This is a genomic window from Pseudomonas sp. 5Vm1k, assembly GCF_056161485.1.
Map to the genome: position 1 here is coordinate 101,180 of NZ_JBSPCZ010000004.1, position 17,536 is coordinate 118,715.

Consider the following 17,536-nt stretch of genomic DNA (forward strand, 5'->3'; position numbering starts at 1 on the left):
CTTTGTTCGACGGCATGAAAAGCCTGCCCGTCGGAACAGTCCGTTTGCGGACTTTTTTTGAGGACGGTAGATGTCACCCTGGCTGACAGTAGTAGGTATCGGTGAAGACGGCTTCAAGGGCCTGGGCAAAAACGCCCGACGGGCGCTGCTGGGCGCTTCGCGGATCATTGGCGGCCAGCGCCAACTGGATTTGCTGCCGGTGTGCATTCGTGGCGAGCGGCAATTGTGGCCGAGTCCGTTTTCCCTGGCCCCGGTACTTGAGCGCCATGGCGAACCGGTGTGCGTGCTGGCCAGCGGCGATCCGATGTTCTTTGGCGTCGGCGCCAGCCTGGCGCGGCAGGTGCCTGCGGAGCAGATGCTGATCGTGCCGGCGCCCTCGTCCTGTTCCCTCGCGGCGGCGCGGATGGGCTGGCCGTTGCAGGATGTGCTGACGCTGTCGCTGGTGGCTCGACCGGTTGCGGCGCTTAATGCGCACCTGTTCAGTGGCGTGCGGTTGTTGGTGCTGAGCAATGACGGGCAAAGCCCGGCGGCCATCGCGGCGCAGTTGCGTGAGCGGGGTTTCGGACCGAGCCGTCTTAGCGTCCTCGAACATTTGGGCGGTGATGCAGAACGGCGAATCGACGGAGTTGCCAGTGATTGGGCCTCGCTCGAAATCGCTGACTTGAATCTGGTCGCCATCGAATGCATCGCCGAACCTGGCACCGCGCGTCTGTCTCGACTGGCCGGTTTGCCCGACTCTGCCTTCCAGCACGACGGCCAACTGACCAAACGCGACGTGCGCGCCATCACCCTCGCCCGCCTCGCGCCGACACCCGGCGAACTGCTGTGGGACGTCGGCGCGGGCAGCGGCTCGATCGGCATCGAATGGATGCGCGCTCACCCGAGTTGCCGGGCGCTGGCCATCGAGGCGGATGACGGTCGGCAATTGTTGATCGAACATAACCGCGATGCACTGGGCGTTCCGGGACTGCAATTGATTCGCGGCAGCGCGCCCCAAGCACTGGCCGGACTCGAATCCCCGGACGCGATTTTCATCGGTGGCGGCGTGACCCGCGACGGCGTACTCGATGCTTGCTGGGCCGCGTTGAAACCCGGTGGCCGACTGATCGCCAACGCCGTCACGCTGCAAAGCGAAATGACCCTGATGGCCTGGCGCGAACAACACGGCGGTGAACTGACCCGCATCCACATCGCCCAGGCGCAACCGTTGGGCGAGTTCGACACCTGGCGTCAGGCGCTGCCGATTACCTTGCTCGATGTGACGAAACCGCTCGATGCGTGACGAAACCGCCGAACAACCCGCGCCATTGCGCAGCGGCCTGACCACCGGTAGCTGCGCCACGGCCACCAGCCTCGCGGCCGCGCGATTGTTGCTCAGTGGCCTATCGGCGGACGCGGTGGAAATCATCCTGCCCAAGGGCAAGCAAGTGCAGATGCGTCTGGAGTTTTGCCGCTTGCTCGATGACGGCGCCGAGGCTGGGACGATCAAGGACGCCGGGGATGACCCGGACGTGACCCATGGCGCGTTGCTTTATTCCCACGTGCGCCTGGGCACCGAGCCGGGGATTCGTTTTATTGCTGGCCGAGGCGTTGGCACCGTCACCCGGCCGGGTCTGGTGTTGGGCGTCGGCGAACCGGCGATCAATCCCGTGCCGCGCAAGATGATCACCGATCACCTGACTTTACTGGCCGAAGAACTGAGCTACAGCGGCGGTTTCGAAGTCACGGTCAACGTCGAGAACGGCGAAGCCCTGGCGCTGAAAACCATGAACCCGCGTCTGGGGATTCTCGGTGGCTTGTCGATTCTCGGCACCAGCGGCATCGTCCGGCCGTTTTCCTGCGCGGCTTACATTGCTTCGATCCACCAGGGCATCGACGTCGCCAAAACCAACGGATACCTGCACATCGCCGCCTGCACCGGTAACGCCAGCGAAGACACCATGCGCCGGGTCTACGATTTACCGGAAATCGCCCTGATCGAAATGGGCGACTTCGTCGGCGCGGTGCTCAAGCATCTGCGCAAAGTGCCTGTGGATAAGCTCAGCATTTGCGGCGGCTTCGGCAAGATCAGCAAACTGGCGGCCGGGCACATGGATTTACACAGCCGACATTCGAGCATCGACCTGCCGCAACTGGCGCAATGGGCGGCGGCGATTGGCGCCGACGAGGCGTTGCAGCAATCGATTCGCGAGGCGAATACCAGTCAGCAGGCGTTGGCCATGGCCAGCGCGGTCGGCATCGCGCTCGGTGATGAAGTGTGTCGGCATGCGCTGGAATTTGCGCGCAGCGTGGTGCCGGCGCAGGTTCAGGTCGAAGTGTTTGCGATTGATCGCCAAGGTGGGATTGTTGGCCATGCGGGAGCTTTTCAATGAAGCGGATGTTGCTGCTCGGTGGCGTGACGGAAGCGTTGGCCATCGCCCGGACGCTGGGGCCGGAACACATTTACAGCCTGGCCGGCGTCGGTCGTGTGCCGACGGATTTGACCTGTCAGGTTCGCGTTGGCGGTTACGGCGGCGCGGAAGGTCTCGCGCAATTCATCCGCGACGAAGGCATCGAACTGCTGCTGGACGCCACCCACCCCTACGCCGCACAAATCAGCCAGAACGCCGCGACCGCCGCGAAGTTGAGCGGCATCCCGTGCTGGGCCCTGCGACGCCCGGCCTGGCAACCACAGCCCGGCGATGACTGGCGCGAAGTCAGCGACTGGGCGGAGCTGATCGAAGCACTCAAACCCTTCCACCGACCGCTGTTCACCCTCGGTCGCGAGCCGTTGCAACACCTGCACGAAATCCCGCCCGAGCAATTCTGGACCCTGCGCGCCCTCGACGTTTACCCCGGCAACGAACGCTGCGAAGTCATCGGCGCTCGCGGGCCTTTTGTGATCGAAGATGAACGCGAACTGTTTGAACGTCGGCAGATCGACGTGCTGATCAGCAAAAACAGCGGCAGCACCGCGACTGAGCCGAAGCTGGAAGTGGCACGGGAACGCGGGGTTCCGGTTTTGGTGCTGAAGCGGCCGGTGTTGGCGGGGGTGGATCGGGAATTTGGGTCGGTGGCGCAACTACTGAAAGCCTTGTCAGACGATTCCTAAGACCAGCAGGAACCTGCGAATTTGCCGTCAACTTTTCAGGAAGGAGCCGGCTGTTCCTCTCAATAGCTTCAGCCCTATATTCAAATTCCTCTAACCCGATCAAGTAAACAGACCCGCCTTTTATGGGGGACGGCCATCTTCATCCCCAGAAAATGCGCTGCTTGCCAACTTGTATCCCAAGGAATACGATCCCACACATGATCGACATCGAACGATCCCGCGCGTTTGCCGATTGGCTCGACTCATTGAAAGACATCATCGGTAAGGCTCGCATCATCTCCAGGCTCAAATCGGCAGAACATGGAAATTTTGGCGATTGCGAGCCTGTTGGGGCGGCGGTTTATGAAATGCGCGTTCACTACGGCCCCGGTTACAGAATGTACTTCACCCGCAGAGGCGAAGTGGTTTATCTGCTACTGATAGGCGGTGACAAGTCGTCTCAAAAGCGAGATATAAAACGCGCCATTCAGATGGCGCAAAACATCGGAATGAGGAGTAAGTCATGACCGAACAATTCAAACGCTTCGACGCTGCCGAATTTCTCAAGACACCGGAAGAAATGGCTGCTTACCTGGATGCATGCTTTGACGAAGATGCAGGCGACGGTGTTCTTATACGTGCTGCGCTCAACGACATCGCCCGAGCACAAGGCATGACACAAGTCTCCCGCGATGCAGGCTTGGGTCGCGAAAGTCTGTACAAAGCGCTAGGCAGCACCGGCAATCCAGAATTCGCGACTATCATGAAAGTTATGAAAGCCTTGGGTCTGCGTTTGCATGCCGTTGCTCTCTAAAGAGCGCTGCGACACCACACCGCACGCCGCTTTTTTACTTATCGGCCCTGATCAGGCTAAATAGCCGCGCCTGATCGCCCACCCAACCGGATCTGTCCCATGTCCCGACAATGGCTCGCATTTGCCTGGATCGCCTGCTTTGCAGTGCTGTTCAATATGCTCGCCATGCCGATGACCGGAACGATGGCGCAGTCGGCGAAATCACCCGCCGAGCAGTTGTTGTGGGGCTCTTTCTGCACGTCCAGCGGCACGAAGATGGTGGCGATTTCCCTGGGCAAAATTGAACAGAAAGCCCCGCAGAACGACGATCATTCCAACATGCAGCATTGCTGGTGTTGCTCGGGTTCCGCGCCGTTAGTGGCGTTGCCGGGGCATGTGCCGCAGTTGTATTTCGCGCGCTTCGAGGCTAATCGCAGCCTGCCCGCCGCTTCTCTCGATACACCCACACCCCGCCAGCAATGGCCAAGTCTCAATCCCCGCGCTTCCCCTCTGGTGTGATTCCTTCTCGCAATTGACCTGCGTTTTGAATCGTTCTGGAGAACTGCCATGTTGAACAAACTCATCGTTCTGGCCGCGTTGCTGCTGCCTGCCTGCTTTGCCAATGCCCATGAATACAAGGCCGGCGAGCTGGAAATCGCCCATCCGTGGTCGCAAGAGTTGCCACCTAACGCGCCGACCGTGGCGGCCTACTTCGTGATTCAAAACAACGGCAAAACTGCTGACCGACTGTTGAGTGTCGACTCGCCGATTTCAGAGATTGCCCAGTTGCATGAGCACGTCATGCAGAACGACCTGATGAAAATGCAGCAGGTGCCGAGCGTCGAAATCCCGGCTGGCGGCAATGTCACGTTTGCGCCGATGGCTTATCACGTGATGTTGCTGAACCTGAAAGACCGCAGCCTGCTCCGCGACGGCAAGCGCTTCCCGCTGACGATGCATTTCGAGAAATCCGGTGACGTGACGGTTGAAGTCGCGGTGCAGAAAAAGCCACCGGAAGACATGCAGATGCACGCTCACGCCCAGTAATCGCCTGAGCCGCAAACGCCATGCGCCCGCTTAGCGCCAGGTTATCCGCACACCGCCGCCAGTCCTCAGGACTGACTCGCGGTAGCTGGATCAGCCTGTTCGCCATGTTGATGATCTTTATCGGCCCACTGATTTCTCAGTCGATGCCGATGGATCAACGCGCCTCGATGTCCATGAGCATGAGCATGAGCATGAGCATGTCGATGGACATGAGCATGGACGGGCACGCGGAACAGGCCAAAGAACACTGCCCACCGCGAGCTGAACACCACGCACTCTGGGAAAAATGCGGCTATTGCAGCCTGCTGTTCAACTGCCCGGCACTCACCGGCGGGCAGACTTTCATCGCCTTCGACACACCACCCGCCAGTACATTCACCACACCGTCCCCTCGCCTGGGCCACGCCCGGCAACCGTTCTTCCCCGGTGCTCGCACCCGCGCTCCGCCCATCGCTTCGTAAACACCCACCCCGATTTCACACGGTTTAGAAGATAGCCAAAGGCTCGATACCGGTCAGTCAAGGGTTTGAATACAGTTCCTGTGGGAGCGAGCTTGCTCGCGATGACGGTTGCACATTCAACACATGTGTTGCCTGTCAGTTAGCTATCGCGAGCAAGCTCGCTCCCACATGGACCACCCTTGACCGTCCCGGATTGCGCAGGCTGTCGGCCGTGTCGTTTACGACTGTTCGATGGAAATTGTCATGTCCCGGTTTTCTGCTGACACACGCTTGAGTTGCACCCACGCCACCGCTGTCCTTTGCGGTGTATTGCTGTCCCCGATGGTGCAGGCCGATGAGCACGCCGGCCACACCGAAGAACTGAGCCCAACGGTAATCACCGCCATCGCGCCGAGTTCGCCGCTGACTGTCGTCACCAACCCCAAGGACCCGCGCCAACCGGTGCCGGCCAGCGACGGTGGCGATTACCTGAAGACCATTCCCGGCTTCGCCCTGGTGCGCAACGGCGGCACCAATGGCGATCCGGTGCTGCGCGGCATGTTCGGCTCGCGGCTGAATATCCTCACCAACGGCAGCATGCTGCTCGGCGCCTGCCCCGGCCGCATGGACGCGCCAACCTCGTATATCTCCCCGGAAACCTACGACAAACTCACCGTGATCAAAGGCCCGCAAACCGTGCTCTGGGGACCGGGCGCCTCCGCTGGCACGATCTTGTTCGACCGCGAGCCGGAACACTTCGGCGAGCTCGGCACCCGAGTGAACGCCAGCGTGCTGGCCGGCTCCAACGGCCGCTTCGACAAAGTGGTGGACGCCGCTGCCGGCGGCTCTTTGGGCTATGTGCGAGTGATCGGCAACACCGCGCATTCGGACGATTACAAGGACGGCAACAACGACACCGTGCCGTCGCGCTACGACAAGTGGAACGGTGATGTGGCGGTGGGCTGGACCCCGGACGCCGACACGTTGCTGGAGCTGACCGCCGGCAAGGGCGATGGTGAAGCACGCTACGCCGGACGCGGCATGGACGGTTCGCAGTTCAAGCGCGAAAGCCTGGGCCTGCGGTTCGAGAAGTCCAACATCGGCGACGTGCTGGATAAGGTCGAGGCACAGGTCTACTACAACTACGCCGACCATGTGATGGACAACTACACCCTGCGCACGCCGTCCGGCACCGGAATGATGGCGGGCCCGATGGCGTCCAACGTCGACCGTCGCACCCTCGGCGCCCGGATCAAGGCGACCTGGCGCTGGGCCGACGTGCAGTTGATCAGCGGCCTCGATGCGCAGACCAACGAACACCGTCAGCGTAGCGCCATGGGCATCGATACCTACAAGGACCTGCCGTACACCAAGGACGCCGACTTCCATAACTACGGCGTGTTCAGCGAACTGACCTGGTACGCCGCCGACCGTGATCGGGTGATCACCGGCGCGCGAGTGGACCGCGCTTCGGCCAAGGATTATCGGCAGAGCATCGGTTCCGGGATGATGACCCGCCCAAACCCGACCGCCGATGAAACCCGCGCCGACACCTTGCCCAGCGGTTTCCTGCGCTACGAGCACGACCTGGCTGACAGCCCGACCACGCTGTACGCCGGCCTCGGCCACAGCCAGCGCTTCCCGGATTATTGGGAACTGTTTTCGCCCAACGCCGGCCCTTCCGGTTCGGTGAATGCCTTCGATTCGATCAAACCGGAAAAAACCACCCAGCTCGACTTCGGCCTGCAATACAAGACCGAAGACCTCGAAGCCTGGGCCTCGGGTTACGTCGGCCAGGTGCGCGACTACATCCTGTTCAACTACACCCCCGCAATGATGGGCACCACCTCACAAGCGCAGAACATCGACGCACGAATCATGGGCGGTGAATTGGGTGCGGCTTACAAACTGACCTCCAACTGGAAAGCCGACGCGACCCTGGCCTACGCCTGGGGCAAGAACCGCAGCGACGGCAAGGCCCTGCCGCAGATGCCGCCGCTGGATGCGCGTTTCGGCCTGACCTACAGCGAAGACAACTGGAGCGCCGGGGCCCTGTGGCGCGTGGTCGCGGCGCAAAACCGCATCGACCAGAACAAGGGCAACGTGGTCGGCAAGGACTTCGACAAGAGCGCAGGTTTCGGTGTGTTCTCGCTTAACGGCGCGTATCGCATCAACCAGAACTGGAAGGTCAGCACGGGCGTCGACAACTTGTTCGGCAAGGCGTACGCCGAGCATCTGAACCTGGCGGGAAATGCCGGTTTTGGCTACCCGGCCAATGACCCGCAAGCCATCAACGAACCGGGGCGCACGCTCTGGACCAAGGTGGATATGAGTTTCTAAAAGCTTCGCGGGCAAGCCTCGCTCCTACAGGTTCAACACCGGCCATGTGGGAGCGGGCTTGCTCGCGAAAGCGGTGGGTCAGGCGACATCAATGTTGACTGTACTGCCGTCTTCGCGAGCAAGCCCGCTCCCACAGGGGCAGCGCAACACCTGAAAGTGAGAGCTTGCTCGCGATAGGTTGCGAAGGAACCGCACATAAACAACTAAAACAGATCCATGCCAAAGCGGAGCACAACCGATGAAACAGCCCAAACCGAATTTCTACAACCTGGCCTGGCGTTGGCATTTTTATGCCGGATTATTCGTCGCGCCATTCATGGTCATGCTGGCCCTGACCGGCCTTGTTTACCTGTTCAAACCGCAACTCGATCCGTTGATGTACGGCAGCCTGATGAACGTACCGGCCGGGCATCACGCGGTATCTGCCGATGACCTGCTCAAGCGGGTGAAACAGGCGTATCCACAGGGGCAGATCAAACAGTACCTGCCACCGGTCAACGCCGAACGCAGCGCGCAGTTTGTCGTGATCAACGGCGCTCAGGAGCTGAACGTCTTCATCGACCCGTACCACGGCGACATCCTTGGCGAGCAAGACGCCAAGAAAAACCTGCAAGCCCTCGCCCGGGCAATTCATGGCGAGTTGATGATCGGCACGGTCGGTGATCGGCTGGTGGAACTGGCCGCGGGCTGGGGCGTAGTGCTGGTGGTGTCCGGCGTGTTCCTGTGGTGGCCGCGCGGTCAGTATGCCGGCGTGTTGTGGCCACGTTTCAGCCGTCGCGGTCGTGTGCTGTGGCGTGATTTGCATGCGGTCACCGGGTTCTGGGGCGCCGCGTTTCTGCTGGTGATGCTGCTCAGCGGCATGACCTGGACCGGGTTCTGGGGTAAGCAATATGCTGAGGTCTGGAACACCTTCCCGGCGGCGATGTGGGACAACGTACCGAAGTCCGACATCGAGGCCCGCAGCCTCAACAGCGCTACCCGCCAGACCGTGCCTTGGGCGATGGAAAACACGCCGATGCCGATGTCCGGAGATCACGCCGAACACATGGCCCACGGTGGCGCACCGGCCGGTCCTGCCGCGCCGACCATCAGCCTGCAAGACGTGCAAAACATCGCCGTGCAACGCAAGGTCGAACCGGGTTACAGCATCACCTTGCCGACCACCGCCACCGGGGTGTTCACCATCGCCGTGTTCGCCGATGACCCACGCAACGACGCCACTCTGCACGTCGATCAATACACCGGCGACGTCCTCGCCGACGTGCGCTTCGAGCAATACGGCAGCGTCGCCCGCGCCACGGAAATCGGCGTGATGCTGCATGAAGGCAAGATGTTTGGTGCGTTCAATCAGATCATTGTGCTGCTGATCTGCCTGATGATTCTGCTCAGTGCGGTCAGTGGTGTAGTGATCTGGTGGAAGCGTCGTCCGCAGGGCAAATTCGGTGTGCCGCCGTTGCGCCATGACCTGCCGAAATGGAAAACCGGGGTGGCAATCATGCTGGCGCTGGCGGTGATTTTTCCGTTGGTAGGCGCTTCGCTGATTGTTGTGTGGGTGCTGGATCGTCTGCTTCTGACACGCCTGAACCGGCAAGCAGAACCGGGTTCGGTCGCCTGAAGAAATGCGGACTCAGGGCCAGTATTTTCACTGGCCCTGTCAGGGCTGATTGATCGGACACGGCTTGATCTGCAACTCGCCGTTGCAGTTCTGGATGTTGACCAACTCGGCTTTATCAATATCCCATGACTGCGTGGGCGCGCCTGCGCCATACCAGTTTTTGCAGATGAGCGTCATGCGGCACTGGCCATTTTCCAGATCAACGAGCATCGGGGTAGCTGGATCCGGCGCGGTGGCGCTGACGTAAGCTTTACAGCTTTGGCTGACGGGATTCTGCTGCCACAGACTGAGGCAGTCCTGGTCAGCCATGAGCACTGCACAGTCGAAAAAAACCAGACATCCGACCACCCTTGCAACCCCTGATACCGGCATGACCAACGCTCCCTGTCACTGCAGACAAGGCTCAAACCTAAACCAGCCAAGGGTTTTGGCCTACTGTCAGAAGTGACAGTCAACTAGACCGATTGGCCATTAAAAGTATGTCGAACAATGCAAACTGAATCCGCCTCACCTTCATCATGAATCAGGCGAGATGCGCGCGTTAGAGGGATCTGTAGACTTCGCGCGCTTATCTCCCGGCCATTTTTAGTGTTACTGTATAACGCAAATGTGTCGCCCTGCCCGCAGCCGGATGCTGCGGGTTTTCTTTGCAGAAGTGATTCACCGCCCCGATGAACAAGTACCTCTTGTCCAGCCTTTGCCTGCTCGCCCTGAACAACAGCAGTGCCCAGGCGCAACCGCTGACCCTGCCCACCGGCACCATCACCGCAACCGCCGTTGACGATCAAAGCGTCAGCCTGAACACGCCGACCACCGCCGGCTCGCGGCTCAATCTCACCGCAATGGAAACCCCGGCCAGTGTCGAAAGCCTGACCGGTGAGCAGATCCGTGCGCGTGGTGATCGCAGTGTGCAGGACGCGGTATCGCGCAGCACCGGCATCAGCCGCACCGGCACGCCCGGCGATGGCGGCACATCGTTGTCGGCGCGGGGTTTTACCGGGCAGGGTTCGGTGATGCAGTTGTATGACGGCAACCGCATGTACAGCGGCATGGGCACGGTGACGTTCCCGGTGGACACCTGGTCAGTGGAGCGCGTCGATGTGCTGCGCGGTCCAGCGTCGGTGCTGTACGGCGAAGGCGCGACCGGTGCGGTGGTCAACGTGATCCCGAAAAAGCCCTTCGACGGCGAGATCGAAAACCATCTGCGCGTCGGCTACGGTTCCTACGACAGTCAGCAGCAAGCCTTCGACAGCGGCGGCTCGCTGACCGACACCCTGAGCTATCGCTTGAACCTCAATCGCCTGCGCAGCAATGGTTGGGTCGATCGCGGCGATTCCTCCAGCGACTTCATCAGCGCTGCCCTGCGCTGGCAGGCGACCGACGATCTGGCGTTCACCCTGGCCCACGATTACGGCGATCAACAGCCGATGAACTACTTCGGCACGCCGCTGATCAATGGCCGCTTCAAGGACAGCCTGCGGGACAAGAACTACAACGTCAGCAACGACAAGCAGCACTACAACGATCAATGGACGCGCCTGACCAGCGACTGGCAGATTTCCGACAACGTCAGTTCGAGCAACGAGCTGTATTACCTCAAGGCCCAGCGCCGGTGGCAGAACGCCGAGAACTACAACTTCAACCGCGACACCCAGCAACTCAGCCGCAGCGGTTATTTCGGCATCGGCCACACCCAGGAACAGATCGGTGATCGCCAGACCTTCACCTTCAAACACACCCTGTTCGGCCTCGACAGCCAGACCGTGACCGGCGTCGATTACAACCGCATCCGTTTCCAGCTCGACAGCAACTCGCCGTTCAACGACGTGCTGCCGAGCGGGCAACCGGTGGACCTGTATCACCCGCAACCGGGTCGCTTTGAAAGTGCCGATCCGTATCGCAGTCAGTTCCAGTCCACGACCAAGCAGATGTCGGTGTTTGCGGAAAACCGCACGCAACTCAGTGAGCGCTGGTCGTTGGTGACCGGTGTGCGCCGCGATTACGTACACGTGGATCGCACCAACCTGATCAACGATAGCCAAAGCGACAAGACCCTGACCGGCAACAACTGGAAGGCCGGGCTGGTATTTGCGCTGACGCCGGACACCTCGTTCTACGGCCAGTACGCCACCAGCACCGACGGCGTCGGCGGCTTGATTTCCCTAAGCCCGAGCCAGCAGCAATACGACCTCGCCACCGCCAGGCAGACCGAAATCGGTGTGAAGCAATTGTTCTGGGATCAACGCGGCGAGTTCACGTTGGCGGCGTATCACATCGTCAAAAAGAAACTGCTGACCGACGATCCGGGCAATCCGATGCTAAAACAGCAAGTCGGCCAGCAGTCGTCGAATGGCCTGGAAGCGAGCCTCGATCTGCAACTGCCCCACGCCTGGCAACTGCAAGCCAACGCCGCCATCGTCAAAGCCAAGTACGACGATTTCTCGGCGGTGGTGAACGGTGAAACCGTTTCGTACAACGGCAATCGGCCGACGGATGTACCGCGCCGCACCGCCAACCTGTGGCTGAGCAAAGCGATCAACGACGACCTGAAGGCCGGCGCTGGCGTGCGCTATGTCGATGCGCGTTTCGCAGACATGGCCAACCAGAATGAGCTACCGAGCTACACCGTGGTCGATGCGACGGTGTCCTGGAAAGCGCTACGCAATACGACGCTGGGGTTGCAGGTGAACAATCTGTTTGACCGCCAGTATGCGCAAAGCCAATACAATGAGGGGCAGCAGTGGATTCTTGGGGAGCCGCGGTCTTTCTTCGTCACGGCTGATTATGCGTTTTGATTCAATGGCCTCTTCGCGAGCAAGCCCGCTCCCACCTGTGAACGCATTCCAATGTGGGAGCGGGCTTGCTCGCGAAGACGGCATCAGCATCACCGCACCTCTCAGAGTAGATGCATGACCTCGCTCAACCTCACACACCTCGCCTGGACACCCCTGGGTCACGGCCACTGTCATCACCAGTTCCAACTGCGTGACGCCTCGCTGCACGTGGCCGTCGGCGAGTTTGTCGGGTTGATCGGCCCCAATGGCAGCGGCAAGACCAGCCTGCTGCGGTGCGCCTATCGCTTCAGTAAACCCGAGAACGGCGAGGTCAAGCTCGACCACCACAACGTCTGGAAACAATCCTCACGCTGGTGCGCACAACGCATCGCCGTGGTCTTGCAGGAGTTCCCCGATGCCTTCGGCCTCACCGTCGAGGAAGTGGTCGCCATGGGCCGCACGCCGCACAAAGGCCTGTTCGATGGAGACACGTTAGAGGACCGAAACCTCGCCACTCAAGCCTTGGAATCGGTCGGCCTCAAAGGCTTCGAAGACCATGCCTTCGCAACTCTTTCCGGCGGTGAAAAGCAGCGAGTGATTCTTGCGCGAGCCCTGGCGCAGCAACCGCAATTGCTGATCCTCGACGAGCCAACCAACCACCTCGACCCGCGCTATCAGCTTGAGCTTTTGCAACTGGTCAAACGCCTGAACATCGGCACGTTGGCGAGCATCCACGACCTCAATCTGGCCGCTGCTTTCTGCGATCGTTTGTACGTGATCAACCACGGCCGCATCGTCGCCAGCGGCACGCCCAAAGAGGTCCTGACCGCCCCGCTACTGCGCGATGTATTCGGCGTCGAAGCGCTGATCGATGAACACCCCCTCCACGGCTACCCCCGAATCACCTGGATAACCCAACCATGACTGTGCGTTCCCTGCTGTGCGTCGCCCTGTTGCTGGGCAGTGCCCACGCCTTTGCCGAGGCGACGAAGTATCCATTGACCGTCCAGAGCTGCAACCGCGAAGTGACGTTCAAGCAAGCGCCAAAACACGCGGTCAGCCACGACATCAACATGACCCAGATGATGCTCGCCCTCGGCCTCAAACCGCGCATGGCCGGCTACAGCGGCGTCACCGGTTGGAAGTCCGTCACGCCCGAGATGCAGACCATCCTCGACGGCCTGCCGGAGCTGGCGGCCAAGTACCCGTCGGTGGAAACCCTGCTCAACGCCAACGTCGATTTCTTCTTCGCCGGTTGGGATTACGGCATGCGCGTCGGCGGCGACCTGACGCCGCAAACCCTGCAACCGCTGGGTATCAATGTCTATGAGCTGACCGAGTCCTGCGCCTTCGTGATGAAGCGCCCGTCAGCCAGCCTGGACGACACCTACAACGACCTGCGCAACCTCGGCAAAATCTTCGACGTGCAGGATCGCGCCAACGGTTTGATCACCGAGATGCAGGCGCAAGTCGCCGAGGTTCGCAAAGACCTGCCGGCGGACAAACCCCGCGTGTTCCTCTACGACAGCGGCGAAGACCGGGCCATGACCTCTGGCCGTCTCGGCATGCCGCAAGCGCTGATCGATGCCGCTGGTGGACAAAATATTCTCGATGACGTCGAGGCTAGTTGGACGCGGGTGAACTGGGAGAACGTGGTTGAACGCAATCCACAGGTGATCGTGATCGTCGACTACGGCGAAGTCACCGCCGAGCAGAAAGAACAATTCCTGCTCAATAACAAAGCCCTGCAATCGGTGGACGCGATCAAGAACCAGCGCTTTATCGTCATTCCTTACGTGCAAGCCACACCGGGCATCGACAACGTGCTGGCGGTGGAAACCCTGGCCAAAGGGTTCCACGGCGAATGATCGATCGTCGCTATGCCTTGTTGCTGATCGCACTCGGCGCGCTGTTGCTGGTGTCGTGCGTGGTGTCCCTAGGCTTCGGCCCGGCGCGGGTGCCGGTGGACGTGGTGTGGCGGATTTTGCTGCACAAGCTCTTCGGTTTCGGTGTGCCTGATTGGGCGGCCGGGCAGGAACACATTGTCTGGCTGATCCGCGTACCGCGCATGTTGCTCGGGGCGTTAGTCGGTGCCGGATTGGCGTTGATCGGCGCGGTATTGCAAGCGGTGACGCGCAATCCGCTGGCCGACCCGCACCTGCTCGGCGTCACATCCGGCGCCACGTTGGGCGCGGTGATTGTGGTGCTGCATGTCGGTGAGATTGTCGGGTTGCTGACCTTGCCGATTGCGGCGTTTATCGGCGCATTGGTGAGCATGTTGATCGTGCTGATGATCGCCAATCGCAATGGGCGGCTGGACAGTGATCGGCTGTTGTTGTGCGGTGTGGCGGTGTCGTTCGTGATGATGGCGATTGCCAATTTGCTGCTGTTTATGGGCGATCACCGCGCGAGTTCGGCGGTGATGTTCTGGATGCTCGGCGGGCTCGGGTTGGCGCGTTGGGAATTGCTGGCGGTGCCGGCGGCGAGTGTGTTGCTTGGGCTGGTGTTGTTGCTCGGGATGGCCCGGCCGTTGAATGCGCTGATGGCGGGTGAGCAGACTGCCGTCACCCTCGGCCTGAATGCGCGTACGGTGAGGTTACGTGTCTTCTTGATTGCTTCGCTGATGACCGGTGTGCTGGTGTCGATCAGCGGGTCTATCGGGTTTGTCGGGCTGATGGTGCCGCATATTGCGCGGCGGTTGGTCGGGGCGGAGCATCGCCGATTGCTGCCTGTTTGCGTGTTGCTCGGCAGCCTCTTCCTCGTCTGGGTCGACGTCGCCGCCCGCACCCTGATCGCCCCGGAAGACTTGCCCATCGGCGTCGCCACCGCTGCCATCGGCGGGTTGTTCTTCATCGGCCTGATGCGCCGCCGCTAATCCCGAACACACACAATCCCCCCGTAGGAGCTGCCGAAGGCTGCGATCTTTTGATCTTGATTTTTTAAGATCAAAAGATCGCAGCCTCGTTTCACTCGGCAGCTCCTACAGGGGGGCTGTGTCGCGTTTAATTTGTTTATCAAAACCATGAACTTTCCCACGGCTTTTTCAGGTTGCCGTGTGGGAAGCAGATTCTCTAGTCTTTGGTTGTCGCTGAACATTCAGCGATCGGGTGTGAGAACCCAATTGGAATTGTTAATCCACCACCAGTACCACCATAATTGCCGCCAGCTTATCGCTGCCTGCAAATGTTCTATGGCGGCTGTGTGCGGGCGGACTTCGGTTCGGCCGGGTTGATTCCTCTCGGTTTCTCACTCCGCACATAGCCGCCACCCCTTCGTCGCGTGAGAAACGACAAGAGATGGCTCCAATAGCTCTAAGGAATCGTGTCATGAATAAGAAGTTAGTCCCCGACCCACCCATCACCACCAACACCTCAACCGAAAACATCCTCAAAGACCGCGAAGCCATCAACCGCACCATCGATCACTACCTCAACCCGCCCGCCCCCTACGCCGAAACACCCCGCCGCCCGAGCACCATGTACATGATCGCCCCGGACATCGACACCGAAAGCCTGCTGGCCAACGCCTGTGAATCGTTAGCCTCCGTGAGTGTCCTGGCCAGCGACTTCGCCAACAACCTGATCGGCCCACAGCGCCACGTGGCGTTAGCAATCCAGCAAATCATCATGCAAGCCGAACTGGCCGTGAACCGCGCCCTCGACAACGTCGTCCCGGCATAACACGCGCCACCTGTAGGAGCGAAGCTTGCTCGCGAAGACGGCGGCATATCCAACATCTCTGTGACTGACCCACCGCTTTCGCGAGCAAACTCTGCTCCTACAAGGGTTCATCGTCGTTCACAGATTCCGTCCGCACCACAAATCCACTGTGGGAGCTGGCTTGCCTGCGAAGACGGCGGCACATTCAGAATCACTGTGACTGACCCACCGCATTCGCGAGCAAGCCCGCTCCCACATTTGATCGACTTTGTTTGCCACCCCTGCGCCCCAATGTGGCGCACCTCGCCGCACCAGTGCATCCTCGGCGTTCCTTCCTGGTGCGCGCCCCTCCCCGCACAACCGCTCTAATACGACATTTCCTTAGCTTTTGCCGACCGGGCACAGCCCTTGCTAAAGACCTGTCAGTAGTCCGTATCTGCCAAATCAAAAAAATACTAATGTTCATGGAGATCGCACAATGAAGCGTCGCAGCTTGATCAAGGCTTTCACACTCACGGCAAGCATTGCCGCGATGGGCATGACCTGGACTGTCCAGGCCGCAGAGACCATCAAGGTCGGCATCCTGCACTCCCTGTCCGGGACCATGGCGATCTCCGAAACATCCCTCAAAGACATGGCGTTGATGACCATCGACGAAATCAACGCCAAGGGCGGCGTGAACGGCAAGATGCTGGAACCCGTAGTGGTCGACCCGGCGTCGAACTGGCCACTGTTCGCTGAAAAGGGCCGGCAGTTGCTGACCCAGGACAAAGTCGCCGTGGTGTTCGGTTGCTGGACCTCGGTGTCGCGTAAATCGGTATTGCCGGTGTTCGAAGAACTCAACGGCTTGCTGTTCTACCCGGTGCAGTACGAAGGCGAAGAGATGTCGCCAAACGTGTTCTACACCGGCGCCGCGCCGAACCAGCAGGCGATCCCGGCGGTGGAATACTTGATGAGCGAAGAAGGCGGCAGCGCCAAGCGTTACTTCCTGCTCGGCACCGACTACGTCTACCCGCGCACCACCAACAAAATCCTGCGCTCGTTCCTGCACTCCAAGGGTGTGGCGGACAAGGACATCGAAGAGGTCTATACCCCGTTCGGCCACAGCGACTACCAAACCATCGTCGCCAACATCAAAAAATTCTCGGCCGGCGGCAAGACGGCGGTCATCTCCACGGTCAACGGCGACTCCAACGTGCCGTTCTATAAAGAGCTGGCCAACCAGGGCCTGAAAGCCACTGACGTGCCAGTCGTGGCGTTCTCGGTAGGCGAAGAAGAACTGCGCGGCATCGACACCAAACCGCTGGTGGGTAACCTCGCGGCATGGAACTACTTCGAGTCCGTGGAGAACCCGCAGAACAAGAAGTTTGTTGCTGACTGGAAAGCCTACGCCAAGAAACACAACCTGCCGGGCGCCGACAAAGCGGTGACCAACGACCCGATGGAAGCCACCTACGTCGGCATTCATATGTGGGCGCAAGCGGCTGAGAAGGCCAAGTCCACCGACGTCGACAAAGTTCGCGAAGCCTTGGCCGGCCAGACCTTTGCCGCGCCGTCCGGCTACACCCTGACCATGGACAGCACCAACCACCACCTGCACAAACCGGTGATGATCGGCGAGATTCAGGCAGACGGGCAGTTCAACGTCGTATGGCAGACCGAAGGCCCGATCCGCGCCCAGCCGTGGAGCCCGTTTATCGATGGCAACGACAAGAAGCCGGATTATGCGGTGAAGAGCAACTGAGGCGGATCCGGGTTTTGGGGTGGGTCTGAGATCCCCCCCTCTCCCTAACCCTCT

17 protein-coding genes are annotated in these 17,536 nt (G+C 60.3%); 16 read left to right on the forward strand and 1 reads right to left on the reverse strand.

The genetic code is table 11. The features are described from left to right. Positions 1–70: 70 nt before the first annotated feature. From cbiE to ACWIKB_RS09695, 10 genes are all read left to right on the forward strand, one after another. Positions 71–1,282: a precorrin-6y C5,15-methyltransferase (decarboxylating) subunit CbiE gene (gene cbiE / locus ACWIKB_RS09650; RefSeq protein WP_475266423.1), complete on the forward strand. Its 1,212-nt coding sequence runs from the start codon at positions 71–73 to the stop codon at positions 1,280–1,282. After that, a complete protein-coding gene (locus tag ACWIKB_RS09655) occupies positions 1,275–2,372 on the forward strand; it encodes a cobalt-precorrin-5B (C(1))-methyltransferase (protein ID WP_475266425.1) in 1,098 nt (365 codons plus the stop codon). The genes cbiE and ACWIKB_RS09655 overlap by 8 nt, the downstream gene beginning before the upstream one ends. Further along, the gene (locus tag ACWIKB_RS09660) at positions 2,369–3,091 is read left to right on the forward strand and encodes a cobalt-precorrin-6A reductase (RefSeq protein ID WP_475266427.1); all 723 of its coding nucleotides are present in this window, start codon (positions 2,369–2,371) and stop codon (positions 3,089–3,091) included. Before ACWIKB_RS09655 ends, ACWIKB_RS09660 begins: the two co-directional genes overlap by 4 nt. A 197-nt stretch (positions 3,092–3,288) precedes the next feature. Continuing rightward, positions 3,289–3,597: a type II toxin-antitoxin system RelE/ParE family toxin gene (locus ACWIKB_RS09665; RefSeq protein WP_475266429.1), complete on the forward strand. Its 309-nt coding sequence runs from the start codon at positions 3,289–3,291 to the stop codon at positions 3,595–3,597. Next, complete coding sequence (locus ACWIKB_RS09670) at positions 3,594–3,884, forward strand: addiction module antidote protein (RefSeq protein ID WP_475266431.1); 291 nt, start codon at positions 3,594–3,596, stop codon at positions 3,882–3,884. Before ACWIKB_RS09665 ends, ACWIKB_RS09670 begins: the two co-directional genes overlap by 4 nt. 99 nt (positions 3,885–3,983) lie before the next feature. Beyond that, a complete protein-coding gene (locus ACWIKB_RS09675) occupies positions 3,984–4,382 on the forward strand; it encodes a DUF2946 domain-containing protein (protein WP_475266433.1) in 399 nt (132 codons plus the stop codon). A 48-nt stretch (positions 4,383–4,430) separates the two neighbouring features. After that, positions 4,431–4,910 (forward strand): copper chaperone PCu(A)C, encoded by a 480-nt coding sequence (locus tag ACWIKB_RS09680; protein WP_475266435.1) that lies wholly within the window; start codon positions 4,431–4,433, stop codon positions 4,908–4,910. 20 nt (positions 4,911–4,930) lie between these two features. Further along, positions 4,931–5,371: a DUF2946 domain-containing protein gene (locus ACWIKB_RS09685; RefSeq protein WP_475266437.1), complete on the forward strand. Its 441-nt coding sequence runs from the start codon at positions 4,931–4,933 to the stop codon at positions 5,369–5,371. A 243-nt stretch (positions 5,372–5,614) separates the two neighbouring features. After that, positions 5,615–7,690, forward strand: coding sequence for a TonB-dependent copper receptor (locus tag ACWIKB_RS09690; protein ID WP_475266438.1), 2,076 nt, complete (start codon positions 5,615–5,617; stop codon positions 7,688–7,690). A 238-nt stretch (positions 7,691–7,928) separates the two neighbouring features. Further along, positions 7,929–9,305: a PepSY-associated TM helix domain-containing protein gene (locus tag ACWIKB_RS09695; RefSeq protein WP_475266439.1), complete on the forward strand. Its 1,377-nt coding sequence runs from the start codon at positions 7,929–7,931 to the stop codon at positions 9,303–9,305. A 39-nt stretch (positions 9,306–9,344) separates the two neighbouring features. Here the strand turns inward: ACWIKB_RS09695 and ACWIKB_RS09700 are convergent, their stop codons facing one another. Beyond that, positions 9,345–9,677 (reverse strand): hypothetical protein, encoded by a 333-nt coding sequence (locus ACWIKB_RS09700; RefSeq protein ID WP_475266441.1) that lies wholly within the window; start codon positions 9,675–9,677, stop codon positions 9,345–9,347. Between the two features lie 299 nt (positions 9,678–9,976). Here ACWIKB_RS09700 and ACWIKB_RS09705 point away from each other — a divergent pair, with 299 nt between their 5' ends. From ACWIKB_RS09705 to urtA, 6 genes are all read left to right on the forward strand, one after another. After that, positions 9,977–12,100, forward strand: coding sequence for a TonB-dependent receptor (locus ACWIKB_RS09705; RefSeq protein WP_475266443.1), 2,124 nt, complete (start codon positions 9,977–9,979; stop codon positions 12,098–12,100). A 114-nt stretch (positions 12,101–12,214) separates the two neighbouring features. Beyond that, the gene (locus ACWIKB_RS09710) at positions 12,215–13,003 is read left to right on the forward strand and encodes an ABC transporter ATP-binding protein (RefSeq protein WP_475266444.1); all 789 of its coding nucleotides are present in this window, start codon (positions 12,215–12,217) and stop codon (positions 13,001–13,003) included. Further along, on the forward strand, positions 13,000–13,947 hold the full coding sequence (locus ACWIKB_RS09715; RefSeq protein WP_475266446.1) for an ABC transporter substrate-binding protein: 948 nt from the start codon (positions 13,000–13,002) through the stop codon (positions 13,945–13,947). Before ACWIKB_RS09710 ends, ACWIKB_RS09715 begins: the two co-directional genes overlap by 4 nt. Then, complete coding sequence (locus ACWIKB_RS09720) at positions 13,944–14,954, forward strand: FecCD family ABC transporter permease (protein WP_475266448.1); 1,011 nt, start codon at positions 13,944–13,946, stop codon at positions 14,952–14,954. Before ACWIKB_RS09715 ends, ACWIKB_RS09720 begins: the two co-directional genes overlap by 4 nt. A gap of 451 nt (positions 14,955–15,405) precedes the next feature. Then, complete coding sequence (locus tag ACWIKB_RS09725; RefSeq protein ID WP_475266450.1) at positions 15,406–15,759, forward strand: DUF6124 family protein; 354 nt, start codon at positions 15,406–15,408, stop codon at positions 15,757–15,759. Between the two features lie 457 nt (positions 15,760–16,216). Beyond that, positions 16,217–17,482: an urea ABC transporter substrate-binding protein gene (urtA, locus tag ACWIKB_RS09730; protein WP_475266452.1), complete on the forward strand. Its 1,266-nt coding sequence runs from the start codon at positions 16,217–16,219 to the stop codon at positions 17,480–17,482. Positions 17,483–17,536 lie beyond the last annotated feature (54 nt).

What these genes read in the sequence shown, in the direction of transcription:
- cbiE (WP_475266423.1), top strand. Translation starts at nt 71, where the DNA reads ATGTCACCCTGGCTGACAGTAGTAGGTATCGGTGAAGACGGCTTCAAG.
- ACWIKB_RS09655 (WP_475266425.1), top strand. Translation starts at nt 1,275, where the DNA reads ATGCGTGACGAAACCGCCGAACAACCCGCGCCATTGCGCAGCGGCCTG.
- ACWIKB_RS09660 (WP_475266427.1), top strand. Translation starts at nt 2,369, where the DNA reads ATGAAGCGGATGTTGCTGCTCGGTGGCGTGACGGAAGCGTTGGCCATC.
- ACWIKB_RS09665 (WP_475266429.1), top strand. Translation starts at nt 3,289, where the DNA reads ATGATCGACATCGAACGATCCCGCGCGTTTGCCGATTGGCTCGACTCA.
- ACWIKB_RS09670 (WP_475266431.1), top strand. Translation starts at nt 3,594, where the DNA reads ATGACCGAACAATTCAAACGCTTCGACGCTGCCGAATTTCTCAAGACA.
- ACWIKB_RS09675 (WP_475266433.1), top strand. Translation starts at nt 3,984, where the DNA reads ATGTCCCGACAATGGCTCGCATTTGCCTGGATCGCCTGCTTTGCAGTG.
- ACWIKB_RS09680 (WP_475266435.1), top strand. Translation starts at nt 4,431, where the DNA reads ATGTTGAACAAACTCATCGTTCTGGCCGCGTTGCTGCTGCCTGCCTGC.
- ACWIKB_RS09685 (WP_475266437.1), top strand. Translation starts at nt 4,931, where the DNA reads ATGCGCCCGCTTAGCGCCAGGTTATCCGCACACCGCCGCCAGTCCTCA.
- ACWIKB_RS09690 (WP_475266438.1), top strand. Translation starts at nt 5,615, where the DNA reads ATGTCCCGGTTTTCTGCTGACACACGCTTGAGTTGCACCCACGCCACC.
- ACWIKB_RS09695 (WP_475266439.1), top strand. Translation starts at nt 7,929, where the DNA reads ATGAAACAGCCCAAACCGAATTTCTACAACCTGGCCTGGCGTTGGCAT.
- ACWIKB_RS09700 (WP_475266441.1), bottom strand. Translation starts at nt 9,677, where the DNA reads ATGCCGGTATCAGGGGTTGCAAGGGTGGTCGGATGTCTGGTTTTTTTC.
- ACWIKB_RS09705 (WP_475266443.1), top strand. Translation starts at nt 9,977, where the DNA reads ATGAACAAGTACCTCTTGTCCAGCCTTTGCCTGCTCGCCCTGAACAAC.
- ACWIKB_RS09710 (WP_475266444.1), top strand. Translation starts at nt 12,215, where the DNA reads ATGACCTCGCTCAACCTCACACACCTCGCCTGGACACCCCTGGGTCAC.
- ACWIKB_RS09715 (WP_475266446.1), top strand. Translation starts at nt 13,000, where the DNA reads ATGACTGTGCGTTCCCTGCTGTGCGTCGCCCTGTTGCTGGGCAGTGCC.
- ACWIKB_RS09720 (WP_475266448.1), top strand. Translation starts at nt 13,944, where the DNA reads ATGATCGATCGTCGCTATGCCTTGTTGCTGATCGCACTCGGCGCGCTG.
- ACWIKB_RS09725 (WP_475266450.1), top strand. Translation starts at nt 15,406, where the DNA reads ATGAATAAGAAGTTAGTCCCCGACCCACCCATCACCACCAACACCTCA.
- urtA (WP_475266452.1), top strand. Translation starts at nt 16,217, where the DNA reads ATGAAGCGTCGCAGCTTGATCAAGGCTTTCACACTCACGGCAAGCATT.